Origin of the sequence: Microbacterium azadirachtae (assembly GCF_000956505.1) — a bacterium.
GTDB lineage: Bacteria > Actinomycetota > Actinomycetes > Actinomycetales > Microbacteriaceae > Microbacterium > Microbacterium azadirachtae_A.
On the sequence record NZ_JYIX01000033.1, the window covers coordinates 97,122 to 112,780 of the forward strand.

The following is a 15,659-nucleotide window of genomic DNA, read 5'->3' on the forward strand; positions in this document are numbered from 1 at the left end:
CCTCGCTCACCCGACCCGCCAGGGCAGGGATGCCCACGGCCCGTTGCGCTTCGCGGTGGACGCCGCCCCGAACTCGGACCAGCCGTCGCCGAACTTGTCGAAGGTCTTCTCGCCGATCACGCCGTCGCTCCAGTGCATCACGCGGCCCGTGATGTAGCTCAGGCCGAAGTCGGCCCAGGAGGAGAACGCCGGGCGGCCCTCTTCATTGATGCGGTGGATGATCGCCCGCGCCTCCGGCACGTCGGCGTGGCCCAGGGCGACGCCCCAGGTCGCGAGCGCGACGGCCTGGCCGAGCGCGTAGCCGTCGAGCGTGCGGACGTAGACGTCGGGCGTGACGATGTCCTTGCCGACGAGCTTGCGCACCTGCGCCTCGACGCCTTCGATCGCCGCGACGAAGGTGCGGGCGTCGCGCTTGTCGCCGCCGGCCTCGATGATCGCGGCCGTCCACTCCTTGGACTTCGGCACGCGGCCGAGGCGTCCCACGAGCTCCGCACGGATGGCGAGGCACGTCACCCACACGTCGCGGCGACGCCGGACGGTCACGAGCCTTTCGATGCCGGCGAGCCATTCCTCACGGGTCGCGACGCCCCACATCTCGACGAGCCGCTTCTTCTCGCCCGCGCCGAGCGCGGACGCGGTCGGATCGTTCCACGGGCCGGACGGCTGGTTCACGATCTGCAGGAACCCCAGGGCGATCTCGTTCGCCTCGCGGTCGTCGGTCGAGTACGCCTCTGAGGGCTTCACCTTCGCGGCCGGCATGATCCAGATCACCAGGAAGAACAGGACGACCACACCGACGATCACCCACACCCACCACTGGGCGAAGAGCCAGCCGATGAGGCTGCCGAGGTCGTTCAGATCGACGCGGGCGCTGCCGTGCATGAGGGTCCTTCGGTGTTGGGGGGATTTGTAGGTTGAATGAATATTCAGTGATTAATGTAGCGAAAGGATCCGTCACCCGGAAAACGGATCCGGAAGGCACGGCGCATGGCCCGCTCCCCGGAGCAGAACCGCATCGCCCGGGAGCGCTCGCGCGAGAGCCTGCTCGAGGCGGCGATCGACGTCTTCGCCGAGCGCGGGATCGACGGCGCCACGATCGCCGACATCACCGGGCGCGCGGGCGTCGCGCAGGGGCTGGTCAACTACTACTTCGGCGGCAAGGAGCAGCTCGTACAGGCCGTGATCGACCGCTGGTTCGACATGCTGCTCGGCATCGCGCACAGCGGCCCGCCGCCCGTGCCGGGCGTGGCCGGGGAGGCAGACGGGGGCGCTGCGCGGTCCGACGAGGAGCAGGTCCCTCCGCCGTCCGCCGCATCGCTTCCCCCCGAGGTGCGGCTCGCGGCCATCATCGACACCGCGCTCGGCATGACCGCGGTCGCCCTCCCCCTGCAGCGCGTGGTGGTCGCGCTGCAGCAGCAGCCGACCACGCGGGCACTGTTCGCGGAGGGGGAGCGGCGGCACATGGCGGGGGTCGTCGCCGCGGAGGACGCCGTGCGATCGATCTTCCGCGACCGCGGCGACGCGGATCCGGCGCTCGAGGAGATCATGCTCCGCAGCGTGCTCGATGGGATCGTCGGGCAGTGCATCGTCTACGGCGACTCGTATCCGCTCGAGGCGGCACGCCGCTGGGTGCACCGCCGCTACGGTCTGCCGGAGCCTGCAGCGCCCCTCCCCGGCATGACGAAGCCCGCGCCGGGCTCGGGATCCGAGCCGCGCGCGCGGGCTTCGCGCTGATCAGGCGGGGTCGCCGCCCATCGGGCCGACGGCCTCGAGGGGGCGGGGGTCGTCAGCCCCCGACTTGCGCAGCCGGGCGATGGCGTTGCCGCCGTGGTAGATCACGATCGCGGCCACGGTCGCGATGACGATGCCGCCGAGCACGAAGCCCGAGTCCTTGATCGCGATCGAGAACCCGCCGACCGCGATGACGAGAGCGACCGCAGCGGTGTACTGGTTCACGGGACGGGAGAAGTCGACACGGTTGTCCACCCAGATCTTGATGCCGATCACGCCGATGAGGCCGTAGAGCCCAGTGGTGATGCCGCCGAGCACGCCCGGAGGCACCGAGTTGATGATCGCGCCGAACTTCGGCGAGAGGCTGAGCAGGATCGCCGCGATGCCGGCGACCCAGTAGGCCGCGGTCGAGTACACCCTGGTCGACGCCATCACGCCGATGTTCTCGCCATAGGTGGTCGTTCCGGATCCGCCGAAGAAGCCGGCGATCGTGGTCGAGACGCCGTCGGCGATGAGCGCCTTGCCGGTCTGCGCGTTGATCTCCGGATCCTCGACCATGGTCGCGACGCCGCGGACGTGACCGACGTTCTCGGCGATGAGCACGAGCACGACGGGGAGGAACATCGCAATGCCGCTCCACACGCTCGGCGTCCCGAAGTCGGGGAAGTGGAACGTGGGAAGGCCCACCCAGGCCGCCTTGTCGACCGCGGAGAAGTCGAGCTCGCCGCGGAACCCGGCGAAGATGTAGCCCGCGATCACGCCGAGGAAGATCGAGATCCGGCCCAGGAATCCGCGGAACAGCACCGCGAACACGATCGTGATCGCGAGGGTGAAGGTGGCCGTGACGGGCGCCTGGGCGAAGTTGCCGTACGCGGCGCCCGCGAGATTGAACCCGATCAGCGCGACGATCGTGCCCGCCAGCACAGGCGGCAGGAACCGGTCCACCCACTTCACTCCGGCCACGTGCACGACGACGCCGATGATCGCGAGCAGCACGCCGACCGCGACGATGCCGGCGAGGGCCGCGCCGATCCCGCTGTCGCCGCCCGTGGCGTGGGCGGCCGTCGCGGCCGTCACCGGGGCGATGAACGCGAACGAGGATCCGAGGTAGCTGGGCAGCTTGTTCCGTGTGATGAGCAGGAACAGGATCGTGCCCACGCCGCTGAACAGCAGGGTGGTCGGCACCGGGAAGCCGGTGAGGATCGGCACCAGGAACGTCGCGCCGAACATCGCGACGACGTGCTGCACGCCGATCGCGATCGTGGCGGGCCAGTTCAGGCGCTCATCGGGGCGGACGACGGCGCCGGGTTCGACGGTGCGTCCGTCGCCGTGGATCTTCCACAGGGACATGCGGACTCCTCGGGATCGGGGGAGGGGGCTGGAGAAACCCTATCCTGGGCGTTCCCTGGGAGCTCGCGTCGCGGCGACGGACCGTGTCCCACTTCTTGCAGACCGTGTCCCACTTTTGGTGACACCGTGTCCCGAATTCGGCGGCGATTTGGCCTGTTTCGCAGCCGAAAGTGGGACATGGTTCTGCGCGAACCCGTCGGCCCCGCCCAGCCTGGCCCCGCGGGTCAGCCCGGCCCGGCCCGGTCCCGCCCCGCCGGCCCGGTCAGGCCGTCAGGCGGCCGAGCAGCTCGGCGTAGCGCGCGGCGGTCTCCGTGACCACGTCCTCGGGCAGCACGGGCGGGGTGCCCTGCTTGTCCCAGTGGGCGCTCAGCCAGTCCCGCACGATCTGCTTGTCGAAGCTCGCCATCCGTTCGGAGGGGGTGGATCCGGTCCGCCACGACTCGGCGTCCCAGTATCGGGAGGAGTCGCTGGTCAGCACCTCATCGGCGAGGCGGAGGACGCCGTCGGCGTCGACGCCGAACTCGAACTTCGTGTCGGCGAGGATGAGGCCGCGCTCCTCGGCGACGGCGGCCGCGCGGCGGTAGATCGCGAGCGACAGGTCGCGCAGCTCGGCGGCGCGCTCGGCGCCGACGATCTCGGTGGTGCGCTCGAAGGTGATGTTCTCGTCGTGCTCGCCCATCGGCGCCTTGTACGCGGGCGTGAACAGCGGCTCGGGCAGCCGGTCGCCGTTCTCCAGTCCATCGGGCAGCGGGATCCCGCAGACCGTGCCGCTCTGCTGGTACTCGAGCCAGCCGGATCCGGTCAGGTAGCCGCGCACCACGCACTCGATCGGCAGCATCTCGAGCGACCGGGCGAGCATCGCGCGATCGGCGACCTCGGCGGGGACGTCGCCGTCCACGAGGTGGTTGGCGATCGGATCCGCGCCCTCCGCGAGCCGGTCGAACCACCAGCGGCTGAGGCCCGTGAGCAGGGCGCCCTTGTGCGGGATCGGCGGCTCGAGCGCGAAGTCGAATGCGCTGACCCGATCGCTCGCGACGACCAGCAGCCGCTTGTCCGCCGGATCCTCCGGAGCGTACAGATCGCGGACCTTGCCGGAGTAGAGGTGACGCCAGCCGGACAGTTCGAGGGGTGTGCTCACGCGTCCATTATCGCGGGCGTCCCGCGGGGTCGGTCACGGAGGCGGCCGGCGATGTCCGAGGCCGGGCCTAGTGTGCTCGGGTGAGCGCCGACATCCCCTTCGAGATCCTGACCGACCGTCTCAGCCTGCGTCGGCCCGAGCCGGGCGACCTGGATGCCGTCTTCGCCATCTACAGCGATCCCCGCGTCTGGACGCACTTCCCGAGCCTGCGGCCCACCGAGCCGGAACGGGTCGCGGCCATGATCGAGCGCTGGGAGTCCAGCTGGAGGATCCACGGACTCGGATCCTGGATCGTGCGACTGCGCGAGACCGGCGAGGTCATCGGCAACGGCGGTGGCACGATGCTCGGCGCCGACGCGCCTGACGCAGGGCCCGATGGGCCGGCGCGCGTGTGGAACCTCGGCTACCGCCTCTCCGCGGATCATCACGGCCGCGGGTACGCGACGGAGATCGCCCGCGCCGCGCTCGCGGCTGCGGCGCAGGCAGCCCCTGAGGTCCCGGTCATCGCCTACCTCGTCGAGCACAACCGTGCCTCCGCTGCGGTGGCGGAGAAGGTCGGCCTTCGACTCGTCCACCGCGCTCCGGATCTGGGCAACCCGGATCCGGCCGTCCTGCGCCTCGTCTATGCGGATCGTGCGCTGACGCCCGCCCAGCTCACCGCGGCCCTGCGATGAGGGCGCGAGGAACACTGGCGTGCGGATCAGGTCCGGCGTATAGTCGTTGTCGGACTAGTCCAGATGGACTAGTCGGGATGGAGTGATGGTGAAGGATCCGGCGCTCACCTCTCTGGGGGTGATGGTGCTCGCGCTGCTGAGCGAGGGCGACATGCACCCGTACGAGATGGCGCGGCTGCTGCGCGCCCGTCGCGACGACCGGATCATCCCGATCTCCAACGGAACGCTCTACCACACCGTCTCCCGCCTGCACGGGCAGGGACTGCTCGAGGAGGTCGGCGTCGATCGCGACGGCAACCGCCCGGAGCGGACGACGTACGCGGTCACGCCGGCGGGCGCGGACGCGGTGCGCGAATGGGTGCGCCGTGAACTCGGCGGCAGCCGGCGGCAGACCCCGTTCCGCGTCGCTCTGGCCGAGGCGCACAACCTCGACCGTGACGAGACCGTCGAGCTTCTCACGCAGCGGCTCGCGCTGCTTCGCGAGGAGCTGGCGACGATCGGCGCCTCGCTCGACGGCGCCGGCACCCGAGACGTGCCGGAGCAGTACCTCCTCGAGCCGATCCGGCACCGCCTGATGCTGCAGGCGGAGATCGACTGGCTCGGCGCCCTGATCCCCCGGATCTCTTCCCCCGACTTCTCGTGGGGGCCGGATCCGGACCACCTTCTTGCCAAGCGAAAGGCACACCAGAATGGCTGAAACCATCGGTACGTCGACCGGCGCCTACGCCGTCGGCCACAAGCCGAAGAGCCCCTGGCCCGCCCTCTGGGCGCTGGTCATCGGATTCTTCATGATCCTCGTGGACACCACGATCGTCTCGGTCGCGAACCCTGCCATCAAGGCCGCGCTCGACCCGTCCACGAACAACCTCGACAACGTCGTGTGGGTGACCAGCGCCTACCTGCTCGCCTACGCCGTGCCGCTGCTGATCACCGGGCGCCTCGGCGACCGCTTCGGTCCGAAGAACATGTACCTGATCGGCCTGACGATCTTCACGCTGGCCTCGCTCGGCTGCGGCCTCTCCGGTTCGCTGGAGATGCTGATCGCGTTCCGCGCCGTGCAGGGCCTCGGCGCCGCGCTGATGACCCCGCAGACCATGGCGGTCATCACGCGCACCTTCCCGGCCGAGCGCCGTGGTGCCGCGATGGGCCTGTGGGGCGCGACGGCGGGTGTCGCCACGCTCGTCGGCCCCCTTGCGGGCGGTCTGCTCGTCGACGCGCTCGGCTGGGAGTGGATCTTCTTCATCAACCTTCCGGTCGGCGTGATCGGCTTCGTGCTCGCCTGGATCCTCGTCCCGCGCCTGAAGACCCACGAGCACCGGTTCGACATGGTCGGCGTCGTGCTCAGCGCTCTCGGCCTGTTCCTCATCGTGTTCGGGCTGCAGGAGGGTCAGCACTACGACTGGGCCGGGTGGATCTGGGCGATGATCGCGGCCGGCATCGTGGTGATGGCGGTCTTCATCTGGCAGCAGGCGAAGACCCGCAGCGAGCCGCTGGTGCCGCTCGGCCTGTTCCGCGACCGCAACTTCTCGGTCGCGAACTTCGGGATCGCCACCGTCGGGTTCACCGTGACGTCGATGTCGCTGCCGATGATGTTCTTCTACCAGCTCGCCCGCGGCCTCACGCCGACCGAGGCGGCGCTGCTGCTGATCCCGATGGCGGTGCTGTCGGGTGTGCTCGCCCCGATCGCGGGCCGGATCCTCGACCGCGTCGATCCGCGCGTCCTGCTCGTGCCGGGCCTCGGCCTCACGACGGTCGCCCTGATCTGGTACGGGCTGCTGATGAACCCGGACACCCCGATCTGGATGTTCCTGCTGCCCTCTGCGCTCATGGGCATCGGCCAGGCCGGCATGTGGGGGCCGCTGGCCACCACGGCCACGCGCAACCTCGAGCCGCGCCAGGCGGGCGCCGGCGCCGGCATCTACAACACCACCCGGACGATCGGGTCCGTGCTCGGCTCGGCCGCGATCGCCGCGCTCATGCAGGGCCGCCTGGAGGCGAACCTGCCGGGGGCCGCGAGCCAGGGCGGCGACTTCGGCGCGGGCAAGCTGCCCGACTTCGTGGTGGCGGGGTTCTCCTCCGCCATGGCGCAGTCGATGATCCTGCCCGCCGCCGTCCTGCTCGTGGGCGTGATCGGGGTCCTGTTCATGCAGCGTCCGGCGCACCTCGTGAAGAGGTGACCCGGCGCGCCTGCTGACGCGGTGCGCCTCTGACGCGGTGCTCCTCTCGTCGGCGCCCCCTCTGAGCATCGACACCCCCTCGTATGGACGTCCATACGAGGGGGTGTCGGTACTGCGAGGGGGCGTCGACGTTCGCGGGTGCGGCGCGACTCTCGTCCTCCCCAGACCCGCTGTTTCCGGCGTCTCCCACGGAATCGGTGACTGACCGGATCCTCGGTCGTCGAGCCGCATACCGTGGCGGCGGAGGTGCGCCGATGCCGACGGTTCTGCGACAACGAGGACGACGGTTCTTCTTCTACAGCAACGAGGGTGCCGAACCACCGCACGTCCACGTGGAACAAGCGGGAAGCACGGCCAAGTTCTGGCTTGCGCCCGTAGAATGTGCGGACAACAGGGGATTCTCGACACGCGAGATCGCCGCGCTGGTCCGGATCATCATCGTGCACGAGCAGGAGTTCGAGGAGGCATGGCATGAGCACTTCGACGCATGAAGCCGTCGCCCTCGACGTCCGCATCGACGAGGAGATCCATGTGCGCCTTCTCGACGGCCGCACGGTCAGCGCACCACTGTCCTGGTTCCCACGCCTCGCTGCGGCGACCCCGGCGCAACGCGCCGACTGGCGTCTGATCGGGCGCGGCGAAGGGATCCACTGGCCTCAGCTCGATGAGGACCTCTCGGTCGCCGGGCTGCTCGCCGGGCGCTGAAGTCGGAGCTGCCCGCGTCCCGGTCCCTGCACGGGGACTCCTTCCGTCGGCGCCCCCTCTGAGCATCGACACCCCCTCGTATGGACGTCCATACGAGGGGGTGTCGATACTGCGAGGGGGCGTCGACGTTCGCAGGCGCGGCCGCAAGCCAAGCCAAGCCGCGGGGTGGCGCTCCCGGGCCGATTTACTGCGCGACGCGCGCGGCGATGTCGGTGCGGTGGTGTGCGCCGTCGAGGCGGATCCGGCCGAGCGCCTCGTAAGCCCGGGCGCGGGCGTCGGCGAAGTCGGATCCGGTCGCGACCACGTTCAGCACGCGGCCGCCGGTCGCGATGAGGTTGCCGCCGGGAGCGTCGGGCCCCGCGGTCGCCGCGTGCACGACGCTGACGCCGTCGACGGCCGCGGCCTCGGCCAGGCCCTCGATCGGGCGGCCGGTCTGCGGCGCCTCGGGGTAGCCCTCGCTCGCGAGCACCACGGTGATCGCGACGTCGTCGCGGAACTCCGGCTGCGGCTGGTCCTCGAGCGTGCCCGTGGCGGCCGCGAGCAGCAGTTGCGACAGCGGCGTGCGCAGGCGCGGCAGCACCACCTGGGTCTCCGGGTCGCCGAAGCGCGCGTTGAACTCGATCACGCGCACGCCGTTCGGCGTGAGGATGAGGCCGGCGTAGAGCAGGCCGATGAACGGCGTGCCCTCGGCGTCCAGCTGCTTCACGACGGGGAGGGCGACGGTGCGGGTGACTTCCTCGACGAAAGCCGCCTCGCTGCCGAACTGTTCGTCGAGCCACGGCAGGGGCGAGTAGGCGCCCATGCCGCCGGTGTTCGGCCCCTCGTCGCCGTCGAAGGCCCGCTTGAAGTCCTGCGCGGGGCTCAGCGCACGGACGGTGTCGCCGTCGCTGAGGAAGAACAGCGAGACCTCAGGCCCGGTGAGGAACTCCTCGATGAGCACGGGGCCGTGCGGAAGGTAGTGCTCGGCGTGGGCGAGCGCGGCGGCGCGGTCGGGGGTGACGATGACGCCCTTGCCTGCGGCGAGTCCGTCGGCCTTGACCACGTACGGGGCGCCGAGCTCGTCGAACGCGGCCTCGACCTCGGCAGCGGTCGCCGCGCGCACGGCGCGGCCGGTCGGCACCGAGGCCGCCTCCATGATCCGCTTCGCGAACGCCTTGGATCCCTCCAGCTGCGCCGCGGCGCGGCCGGGTCCGAAGACCGGGATCCCGTGCGCGCGCACTACATCGGCGACGCCCGCGACGAGCGGCGCCTCCGGGCCGATGACGACCAGGTCCACGCCGTGCTCGTCGGCGAACGCGCGGACGGCCGCGCCGTCCATCGGATCCACCTCGACCAGCGTCGCGTCCTGCGCGATCCCGGCGTTGCCGGGGGCGCAGAGGATCTCGTGCCCCTTCCGCTCGGCGCGCAGGGCGAGGATGATCGCGTGCTCACGGGCACCGGAACCGAGGACGAGGATCTTCACCCCGTCAGCCTACCGAGCGGGCGCTCGTCGATGACGGTCGTGACGTGGTGGGGACCGTCACACCTCGAGGCGGATGGGGCGCTCGTCGGCGCGGTCCCAGGGGAGGGTCCAGCCGGCGGCCTCGAAGACGCCGTCGAGCACCATCGCCGTGAAGCCCCACACGATCGTGCCGTCGACGTCGAAGGCGGGGCCGCGGAAGGTCTGCCCCATCCGGGTGAGCGTCGAGGTGAACCGGGTCGCCGGATCCAGCAGTGTCGCGACAGGCACGCGGAACACCTGCACGGTCTCGGCGTGATCCACCGCGACCACCCGCGAGGGTTCGCGCCACCAGCCCAGCACCGGGGTGACGAGATGGTTGCTGGCGGCGAGGGGGATCTCCGGAAGCGTCGCGAGGATCTCGACGCCGGCCGGATCCAGCCCGGTCTCCTCCTGCGCCTCGCGGAGGGCCGTCGCGGCGGGATCCGGATCCTCATCCTCCCGGCGTCCGCCCGGGAACGAGACCTGCCCCGGATGCGAGGAGAGCGTCGCGGCACGGCGCTGCAGCAGCACGTCGAGATCGGCGGGCACCGTGACCGCAGCCGCGTCCGACGGCTCGTCATCGAGGCGGCCGAACAGGATCAGCACCGACGCCGCGTGCGCATCGTCGTCGACCCCGGGGAAGCGGCCGAGGCCGAGCGCGCCCTTCGTCGCCGCCGCGAGCAGGTCGGAGCGCGCCCCGGCGGTGTCCGTGGCGGGTGTCTCGGCGGAGGAAGTCATCGTGCCGAGCCTATGCCCGTGGTGCCTAGCATGGACCTATGGCGAGCAGGATCGACACGGCGGCAGGGCGCGCGGCGCTCGACGCCGCCCGTGCGGCGCTCGCCGCCGGCGGGAAGCCCGCTCGCACCGACTACGCCACGGCCGTGCGCTATCTGCTGCAGCTGCTCGACGAGAAGGCGCCGGGCAACAGCGTCGAGGTGCGCGTGCCGCCGTTCGGCGCCGTGCAGGTGGTGCAGGGTCCGCGGCACACCCGCGGCACCCCGCCGAACGTCGTCGAGCTGGATCCGGCCACGTGGATCGCGGTCGCGACCGGATCCGAGACCTGGGCGTCGGCGCTCGATGCGGGTCGGATCCACGCCTCCGGCACCCGTGCGGATCTCACCGAGCTGCTGCCGTTGCGCCCGTGATCGCGCGGCGAGGTCGCTCTCGCGCGGAGCACTCCACAGGTGCGCGTGGGACAATGGAGGCATGAGCACGCCGCAGCCGGACCGCACGCCCGAGATCGTCGAGGCGCGCGTCCGTCGTGCGCCGCGCTGGGGCGTCTTCCTCGGCATCGGCGTGGGGGTGGGCGTGGTCCTCGCGTTCGTGCTGACCGTGTCCGGCAACTTCGACGCGTCGGAGGCGACGCAGGTCGCCTACCCGTTCGGGCAGGTGTTCGGCTTCCTGCTGCTGTGGACGGTTCCCGTCGGCATCGCCCTGCTCGGCGTCCTCGCGCTCATCCTCGAGCGCGCCGCCCGTCGCAGCGAGCGCGTGGTGCGCGTCGACCGCGAGACCGTCGCGGAGTAACCCGCCGGGGCCCGACTGCGCCCTGGTGCCGAAGACCGGATCCCGGCCGGGTCGTTTTGGGGCGCACCTCCACGTTTTGGGGCGCGCCAGACCCCGTTTGGCGGCGCCAGTGCGCCCCAAACCGTCAGATCACGCCCCAAACCGGCGCTAGATCCCCCACGAGGCTGCTCACACTCGAACGGCTCCGCTCACGCCACTTCGGCGATGACGGGGCGGATCGCGCTGTCGAAGTCCACGGGGTCGTGCCGGAGGCTGTCGGTCACGGCGATGCTGAACGCCCCGATGCGCCAGATCCCGCGCTGCGCGAGCGGCAGAACGTGCACGTTGAGTTCGAAGGAGTGCGCGCGGCGTCCGGTGTCGCGCTCGAACTCTGCGAGTGCGGCGGCGTAGGCGCGGTACGGATCGCCCGTGCCGGAGACGGAGCGCGAGTAACGCTGCTGAGCCTCGTTCGCGTAGCGCACCACCTCGGAGGCGAGCGGCGCGATCGCCGCGCGCAGCCGTTCCGCCCCCACGGCCGGGAGCGCGACGATCGTGTCGAAACCGTCGATGAGTTCGAGCGGGGATCGGGACGGATGCGTCTCCGGCTCCACGGTCATGTCCCAGTACGCCCGCCACTGCCGCTCGAGCGCGTCGTCCACCCCGCCGTCGTCGAAGGCGCGCAGCGGGTGGTCCCTCAACGTGGGCAGCTCCGCCGGGATCCGGATCCCCAGTCGCTGGCGCAGCGCGAGCGCGATGAGCACCGGGATCCCGGCCTCCTCGCGCACCAGCCACTGCGGCTTGTCGACCATGCGCCCATCGTACGGATTTCCGGGCCGCGCGGGGCCTGTTTGCGGGTCACGATCGCGGACGCGGATCCCGGGCGCGGCTCTGCCTCCTCGAGCCCGGGCCGGCGGGCGACCGCACAGCCGCCCGCCGGTAGGATTGTCGGGTGTCCTCCCGCACCTATGCTGAGGCCGGCGTCGATACGGCAGCCGGCGATCGAGCCGTCGAACTCATGAAGTCCGCCGTCCGTGCCACGCACGGACCAGAGGTTCTCGGCGGGGTCGGCGGATTCGCCGGTCTCTTCGACGCCTCCGCCCTGCTCGGCTATCGCCGACCGCTGCTCGCGTCGAGCACCGACGGCGTCGGCACCAAGGTCGCGATCGCGCAGGCGATCGACAAGCACGACACGATCGGGCACGACCTGGTCGGCATGGTCGTGGACGACATCGTCGTGGTCGGCGCGAAGCCGCTGTTCATGACGGACTACATCGCCTGCGGCAAGGTCTTCCCCGAGCGGATCGCCGACATCGTGCGCGGCATCGCCGAGGCCTGCGAGCTCACCGGCACCGCCCTCGTCGGCGGTGAGACGGCCGAGCACCCTGGGCTGCTGGGCGTCGACGACTACGACGTCGCGGGCGCCGCGACCGGAATCGTCGAGGCGGACCGGATCCTCGGATCCGAGCGCGTGCAGGACGGCGACGTCGTCCTCGCCCTCGCCTCGAGCGGCCTGCACTCGAACGGCTACTCGCTCGTGCGGCACATCCTCGCGAAGGCCGGGATCGGCTACGGCGACCGTGCCGTCGACCTGGGCGCCACGTGGGGCGAGGCCCTGCTGACCCCCACCCGCCTCTACACGACGCCGCTGCTCGGCATCGCCGAGAAGTTCGACAGCGCCGTGCACTCCCTCAGCCACGTCACCGGCGGCGGCATCGCGGCCAACCTCGCGCGCGTCCTGCCGCTGGGGTCCTGGGCCGAGGTCGACCGCTCCACGTGGTCGCCCGCTCCGGTGTTCCGTGTGCTGAGCGACCTGGCCGGCTCGACGCTGGAGTCCAGCGAGGGCACCTGGAACCTCGGCATCGGCTTCCTCGCGGTCGTCGACGCCTCCTCCGCCACCGCGATCGCCGAGGCGCTCACGGCCGGCGGCATCGACACCTGGCAGGTCGGGACGGTGCGGCTCGACGCCGTGGCTGCGCGCCCGGCCGGCGATTTCGAACAGGGCGCCAAGGGCGTCGACGGCGGTGCAGTGCGCCTGGTCGGCGCCTACGCGGACGGAGCGAACTGACACCCATGTGCGGCATCGTCGGAATGGTCGGGCACAGCCCGGTCAACCAGGACATCTACGACGCGCTCCTCCTGCTGCAGCACCGCGGGCAGGACGCGACCGGCATCGCGACGGCGGAGCCCAGCGGCGTCATGCACATGGCCAAGGCGGAAGGCATGGTGCGCGAGGCGTTCCGCACGCGCGACATGCGTTCGCTGCTCGGCAACGTCGGCCTCGGCCACGTCCGCTACGCCACGAAGGGCACCGCCTCGAGCGAGGAGGAGGCCCAGCCGTTCTACGTGAACGCGCCCTACGGCATCGTTCTCATCCACAACGGCAACCTCACCAACACGCGTGAGCTCACCGCCGACATGGCGCACCGCGACCGCCGTCACCTGAACTCCTCGAGCGACACCGAGCTGCTGCTGAACGTGCTCGCGCACGAGCTGCAGACCACGACCTCGACCGTCGACCTCGACTCCGAGCGCATCTTCGAGGCCGTCGCGCGCACGCACGAGCGGATCGAGGGCGCTTACGCCGTCATCGCGATCCTCGCCGGCTACGGGCTGCTGGCCTTCCGGGATCCGTTCGGGATCCGCCCGCTGATCCTCGGCAAGCGCATCAGGGCCGGCAGGGAGGAGTGGGTCGTCGCGAGCGAGTCGCTCGTGCTCGAGAACGGCGACTACGAAGTCGTCCGCGAGGTCGAGCCCGGTGAGGCCGTCTTCATCACGAACGAGGGCACGCTGTTCTCCAAGCAGTGCGCGAAGGCTCCGGTCCTCGCTCCCTGCGCGTTCGAGTACGTGTACCTGGCCCGCCCCGACTCGGTCATGAACGGCATCTCGGTCTACGAGTCCCGCCTGCGCATGGGCGACCGCCTCGCCGACACGATCGCGAAGCACGTGCCGCTCGACGAGATCGACGTGGTCATGCCGATCCCCGACTCCTCGCGCCCCGCCGCGATGGAGGTCGCCCGCAAGCTCGGCATCGAGTACCGCGAGGGCTTCTACAAGAACCGCTACGTGGGCCGGACCTTCATCATGCCCGGCCAGGCGGTGCGCAAGAAGAGCGTGCGGCAGAAGCTGAACGCGATGTCGACCGAGTTCAAGGGCAAGAACGTGCTGCTCATCGACGACTCGATCGTGCGCGGCACCACCTCGAAACAGATCATCCAGATGGCGCGCGACGCCGGTGCGAAGTCCGTGATCTTCGCCTCCGCGGCTCCGCCGATCCGTCACCCTCACGTGTACGGCATCAACATGCCGTCGAAGCACGAGCTCATCGCGCACGGCCGCACGATCCCCGAGATCGCCGAGGTGCTGGGCGCCGACCGTCTCGTGTACCAGGAGGTCGAGGACCTCAAGGCGGCGATCACCGAGGGATCCGAGCTCAGCGATCTCGACATGAGTCCGTTCGACGGCCGGTACGTCACCGGAACCGTCACGGAGGAGTATCTGGGCTGGCTCGAGGGGTCGCAGACCTCGTGACGGCAGGCGGACTGCAGACCCGTCCGCTCTGGCAGGGGCGCACCCTGGCGGTGCTCGGGATCGTGCTGTGCGCGTTCTCGCTGCGCTCCGCGGTGGCCTCGCTGTCCCCGGTCGTCGACCTGATCGGGCGGGACTTCCCGCTCTCGCCCGCGATCATCGGCCTGATCGGCACGGCCCCGCCCGTGTGCTTCGCGCTGTTCGGCCTGCTGACGCCGCTCTTCGAGCGCCGGCTCGGCCTGGAGCGGGTCGCGGTCATCGCGCTGAGCGCGGTGACGCTCGGGCTCATCGCGCGCGGCGTCGCGGTGAACGCCGTGACGCTCGTGATCGCGACCGCGCTCGTCTTCGCGGGCGTCGGCATGGCGAACATCCTGATGCCGCCGCTGGTGAAGAAGTACTTCGCCGACCGCATGGGCCTGATGATGACCGTCTACACGACCGTCATGGCCTTCTCGACCTTCCTCCCGCCGCTCGTCGCCGTGCCGATCGCGGAGACCGCGGGATGGCGCACCTCGCTCTCGATGTGGGCCGTGTTCGCGCTCGCCGGCACGATCCCGTGGATCGTCATGCTCGTGCGCGAGCGGATCGGTGCACCGCAGGATACGACCGCCGCGGATCCGGATCCCGCGCCGGAGCAGGAGGAGAGGATCCGCGAGGGCCGCGACGTCTCGCTCGAGGATGCGGTCGCCGCCGCGACGGGGCCGATCGTCGTGGCTCCCTCGAACGGTCGCATCTTCGCGCGGATGCCCAGGATCCCGCTGGCCTGGGCGCTCGCCGCGGTGTTCGCGACCTCCTCGACCATGGCGTACGCCTCGTTCGCGTGGCTGCCGACGATCCTCGTGCAGTACGAGGGCGTGAGTGCGCAGGCGGCAGGTCCGCTGCTGTCACTGTTCGCGTTCATCGGCCTGCCCGCATCGCTCGTCGTGCCGCTGCTCGTGGTGCGCTTCCGTGCCACGACGCCGCTCTACATCATCGGTGCGCTCGGCGGGCTGGTTGGCGCGCTCGGGCTGATCCTCTGGAACCGGCCCGAGATCGCGTGGCTCTGGGTCAGCCTGTTCGGACTGGTCGGCCTGTTGTTCCCCCTCGCGCTCGTGCTGATCAGCATCCGTGCACGCGAGTCGGAGACGGCCGTGGCACTGAGCGGGTTCGTGCAGAGCCTCGGCTACACGGTGGCCGCGGTCTTCCCGGTGCTGCTCGGAGTGCTGCACACCGCCACCGGCGGCTGGCAGGTTCCGCTGTGGGTGCTCGCGATCATGCTCGTGCTGTCGATCCCCGCCGGTGTGATCGTCGGGCGCCCGCGCACGGTCGAGGCCGACTGGGAGCGCCGGCACGGCCGACGCTGGTAGCCGACAGCCTCGATCGGGGTGTGCACGCCA

17 protein-coding genes are annotated in these 15,659 nt (G+C 70.8%); 11 read left to right on the forward strand and 6 right to left on the reverse strand.

Annotated features, from left to right (window positions below):
- Window positions 1-6: 6 nt before the first annotated feature.
- Window positions 7-882, reverse strand: coding sequence for a DUF1266 domain-containing protein (locus RS86_RS08430; protein WP_045271785.1), 876 nt, complete (start codon window positions 880-882; stop codon window positions 7-9).
- Between the two features lie 105 nt (window positions 883-987).
- Between RS86_RS08430 and RS86_RS08435 the strand changes: the two genes are divergently transcribed.
- The gene (locus RS86_RS08435; protein WP_045271786.1) at window positions 988-1,734 is read left to right on the forward strand and encodes a TetR/AcrR family transcriptional regulator; all 747 of its coding nucleotides are present in this window, start codon (window positions 988-990) and stop codon (window positions 1,732-1,734) included.
- On the opposite strand, the gene RS86_RS08440 is transcribed toward RS86_RS08435, so the two are convergent.
- Complete coding sequence (locus RS86_RS08440; RefSeq protein ID WP_045271787.1) at window positions 1,735-3,081, reverse strand: uracil-xanthine permease family protein; 1,347 nt, start codon at window positions 3,079-3,081, stop codon at window positions 1,735-1,737.
- A 262-nt stretch (window positions 3,082-3,343) separates the two neighbouring features.
- Window positions 3,344-4,219, reverse strand: coding sequence for a phosphoribosylaminoimidazolesuccinocarboxamide synthase (locus RS86_RS08445; protein ID WP_045271788.1), 876 nt, complete (start codon window positions 4,217-4,219; stop codon window positions 3,344-3,346).
- A gap of 80 nt (window positions 4,220-4,299) precedes the next feature.
- Between RS86_RS08445 and RS86_RS08450 the strand changes: the two genes are divergently transcribed.
- From RS86_RS08450 to RS86_RS08470, 5 genes are all read left to right on the forward strand, one after another.
- Window positions 4,300-4,893: a GNAT family N-acetyltransferase gene (locus tag RS86_RS08450; protein WP_235281710.1), complete on the forward strand. Its 594-nt coding sequence runs from the start codon at window positions 4,300-4,302 to the stop codon at window positions 4,891-4,893.
- 85 nt (window positions 4,894-4,978) lie between these two features.
- Window positions 4,979-5,590: a PadR family transcriptional regulator gene (locus RS86_RS08455; RefSeq protein WP_045271789.1), complete on the forward strand. Its 612-nt coding sequence runs from the start codon at window positions 4,979-4,981 to the stop codon at window positions 5,588-5,590.
- On the forward strand, window positions 5,583-7,070 hold the full coding sequence (locus RS86_RS08460; RefSeq protein ID WP_045271790.1) for a DHA2 family efflux MFS transporter permease subunit: 1,488 nt from the start codon (window positions 5,583-5,585) through the stop codon (window positions 7,068-7,070). Before RS86_RS08455 ends, RS86_RS08460 begins: the two co-directional genes overlap by 8 nt.
- Window positions 7,071-7,324: 254 nt before the next feature.
- The gene (locus tag RS86_RS08465) at window positions 7,325-7,561 is read left to right on the forward strand and encodes a DUF4160 domain-containing protein (RefSeq protein ID WP_045271791.1); all 237 of its coding nucleotides are present in this window, start codon (window positions 7,325-7,327) and stop codon (window positions 7,559-7,561) included.
- Entirely contained in the window at window positions 7,542-7,775 is a 234-nt protein-coding gene (locus RS86_RS08470; RefSeq protein WP_045271792.1) for a DUF2442 domain-containing protein, read from the forward strand. The genes RS86_RS08465 and RS86_RS08470 overlap by 20 nt, the downstream gene beginning before the upstream one ends.
- Window positions 7,776-7,959: 184 nt before the next feature.
- Here RS86_RS08470 and purD read toward each other — a convergent pair whose 3' ends face one another.
- Together purD and RS86_RS08480 are read right to left on the reverse strand one after the other, a co-directional pair.
- Complete coding sequence (gene purD, locus RS86_RS08475) at window positions 7,960-9,237, reverse strand: phosphoribosylamine--glycine ligase (RefSeq protein WP_045271793.1); 1,278 nt, start codon at window positions 9,235-9,237, stop codon at window positions 7,960-7,962.
- A gap of 57 nt (window positions 9,238-9,294) precedes the next feature.
- On the reverse strand, window positions 9,295-9,993 hold the full coding sequence (locus tag RS86_RS08480; protein WP_045271794.1) for an NUDIX hydrolase: 699 nt from the start codon (window positions 9,991-9,993) through the stop codon (window positions 9,295-9,297).
- A 38-nt stretch (window positions 9,994-10,031) separates the two neighbouring features.
- On the opposite strand from RS86_RS08480, the gene RS86_RS08485 reads away from it, so the two are divergent.
- Together RS86_RS08485 and RS86_RS08490 are read left to right on the forward strand one after the other, a co-directional pair.
- A complete protein-coding gene (locus RS86_RS08485) occupies window positions 10,032-10,400 on the forward strand; it encodes a sterol carrier family protein (RefSeq protein WP_045271795.1) in 369 nt (122 codons plus the stop codon).
- 61 nt (window positions 10,401-10,461) lie between these two features.
- Entirely contained in the window at window positions 10,462-10,779 is a 318-nt protein-coding gene (locus RS86_RS08490; protein WP_045271796.1) for a hypothetical protein, read from the forward strand.
- Between the two features lie 188 nt (window positions 10,780-10,967).
- Here RS86_RS08490 and RS86_RS08495 read toward each other — a convergent pair whose 3' ends face one another.
- Complete coding sequence (locus tag RS86_RS08495; RefSeq protein ID WP_045271797.1) at window positions 10,968-11,567, reverse strand: hypothetical protein; 600 nt, start codon at window positions 11,565-11,567, stop codon at window positions 10,968-10,970.
- Between the two features lie 140 nt (window positions 11,568-11,707).
- On the opposite strand from RS86_RS08495, the gene purM reads away from it, so the two are divergent.
- Genes purM through RS86_RS08510 form a run of 3 tightly spaced genes read left to right on the forward strand, consistent with a single transcriptional unit; the run spans window position 11,708 to window position 15,629 of the window.
- Window positions 11,708-12,823, forward strand: coding sequence for a phosphoribosylformylglycinamidine cyclo-ligase (purM, locus tag RS86_RS08500; RefSeq protein WP_045271798.1), 1,116 nt, complete (start codon window positions 11,708-11,710; stop codon window positions 12,821-12,823).
- A 5-nt stretch (window positions 12,824-12,828) separates the two neighbouring features.
- Complete coding sequence (gene purF, locus RS86_RS08505; RefSeq protein ID WP_045271799.1) at window positions 12,829-14,286, forward strand: amidophosphoribosyltransferase; 1,458 nt, start codon at window positions 12,829-12,831, stop codon at window positions 14,284-14,286.
- Window positions 14,283-15,629: a CynX/NimT family MFS transporter gene (locus RS86_RS08510; protein ID WP_045271800.1), complete on the forward strand. Its 1,347-nt coding sequence runs from the start codon at window positions 14,283-14,285 to the stop codon at window positions 15,627-15,629. Before purF ends, RS86_RS08510 begins: the two co-directional genes overlap by 4 nt.
- Window positions 15,630-15,659: the final 30 nt, after the last annotated feature.

Excerpts from the sequence above, each read along its gene's own strand:
- RS86_RS08495 (WP_045271797.1), bottom strand. The coding sequence starts at position 11,567 with ATGGTCGACAAGCCGCAGTGGCTGGTGCGCGAGGAGGCCGGGATCCCG.
- RS86_RS08440 (WP_045271787.1), bottom strand. The coding sequence starts at position 3,081 with ATGTCCCTGTGGAAGATCCACGGCGACGGACGCACCGTCGAACCCGGC.
- RS86_RS08435 (WP_045271786.1), top strand. The coding sequence starts at position 988 with ATGGCCCGCTCCCCGGAGCAGAACCGCATCGCCCGGGAGCGCTCGCGC.
- RS86_RS08480 (WP_045271794.1), bottom strand. The coding sequence starts at position 9,993 with ATGACTTCCTCCGCCGAGACACCCGCCACGGACACCGCCGGGGCGCGC.
- RS86_RS08460 (WP_045271790.1), top strand. The coding sequence starts at position 5,583 with ATGGCTGAAACCATCGGTACGTCGACCGGCGCCTACGCCGTCGGCCAC.
- RS86_RS08430 (WP_045271785.1), bottom strand. The coding sequence starts at position 882 with ATGCACGGCAGCGCCCGCGTCGATCTGAACGACCTCGGCAGCCTCATC.
- RS86_RS08470 (WP_045271792.1), top strand. The coding sequence starts at position 7,542 with ATGAGCACTTCGACGCATGAAGCCGTCGCCCTCGACGTCCGCATCGAC.
- purF (WP_045271799.1), top strand. The coding sequence starts at position 12,829 with ATGTGCGGCATCGTCGGAATGGTCGGGCACAGCCCGGTCAACCAGGAC.
- RS86_RS08455 (WP_045271789.1), top strand. The coding sequence starts at position 4,979 with ATGGTGAAGGATCCGGCGCTCACCTCTCTGGGGGTGATGGTGCTCGCG.
- RS86_RS08485 (WP_045271795.1), top strand. The coding sequence starts at position 10,032 with ATGGCGAGCAGGATCGACACGGCGGCAGGGCGCGCGGCGCTCGACGCC.
- RS86_RS08465 (WP_045271791.1), top strand. The coding sequence starts at position 7,325 with ATGCCGACGGTTCTGCGACAACGAGGACGACGGTTCTTCTTCTACAGC.
- RS86_RS08490 (WP_045271796.1), top strand. The coding sequence starts at position 10,462 with ATGAGCACGCCGCAGCCGGACCGCACGCCCGAGATCGTCGAGGCGCGC.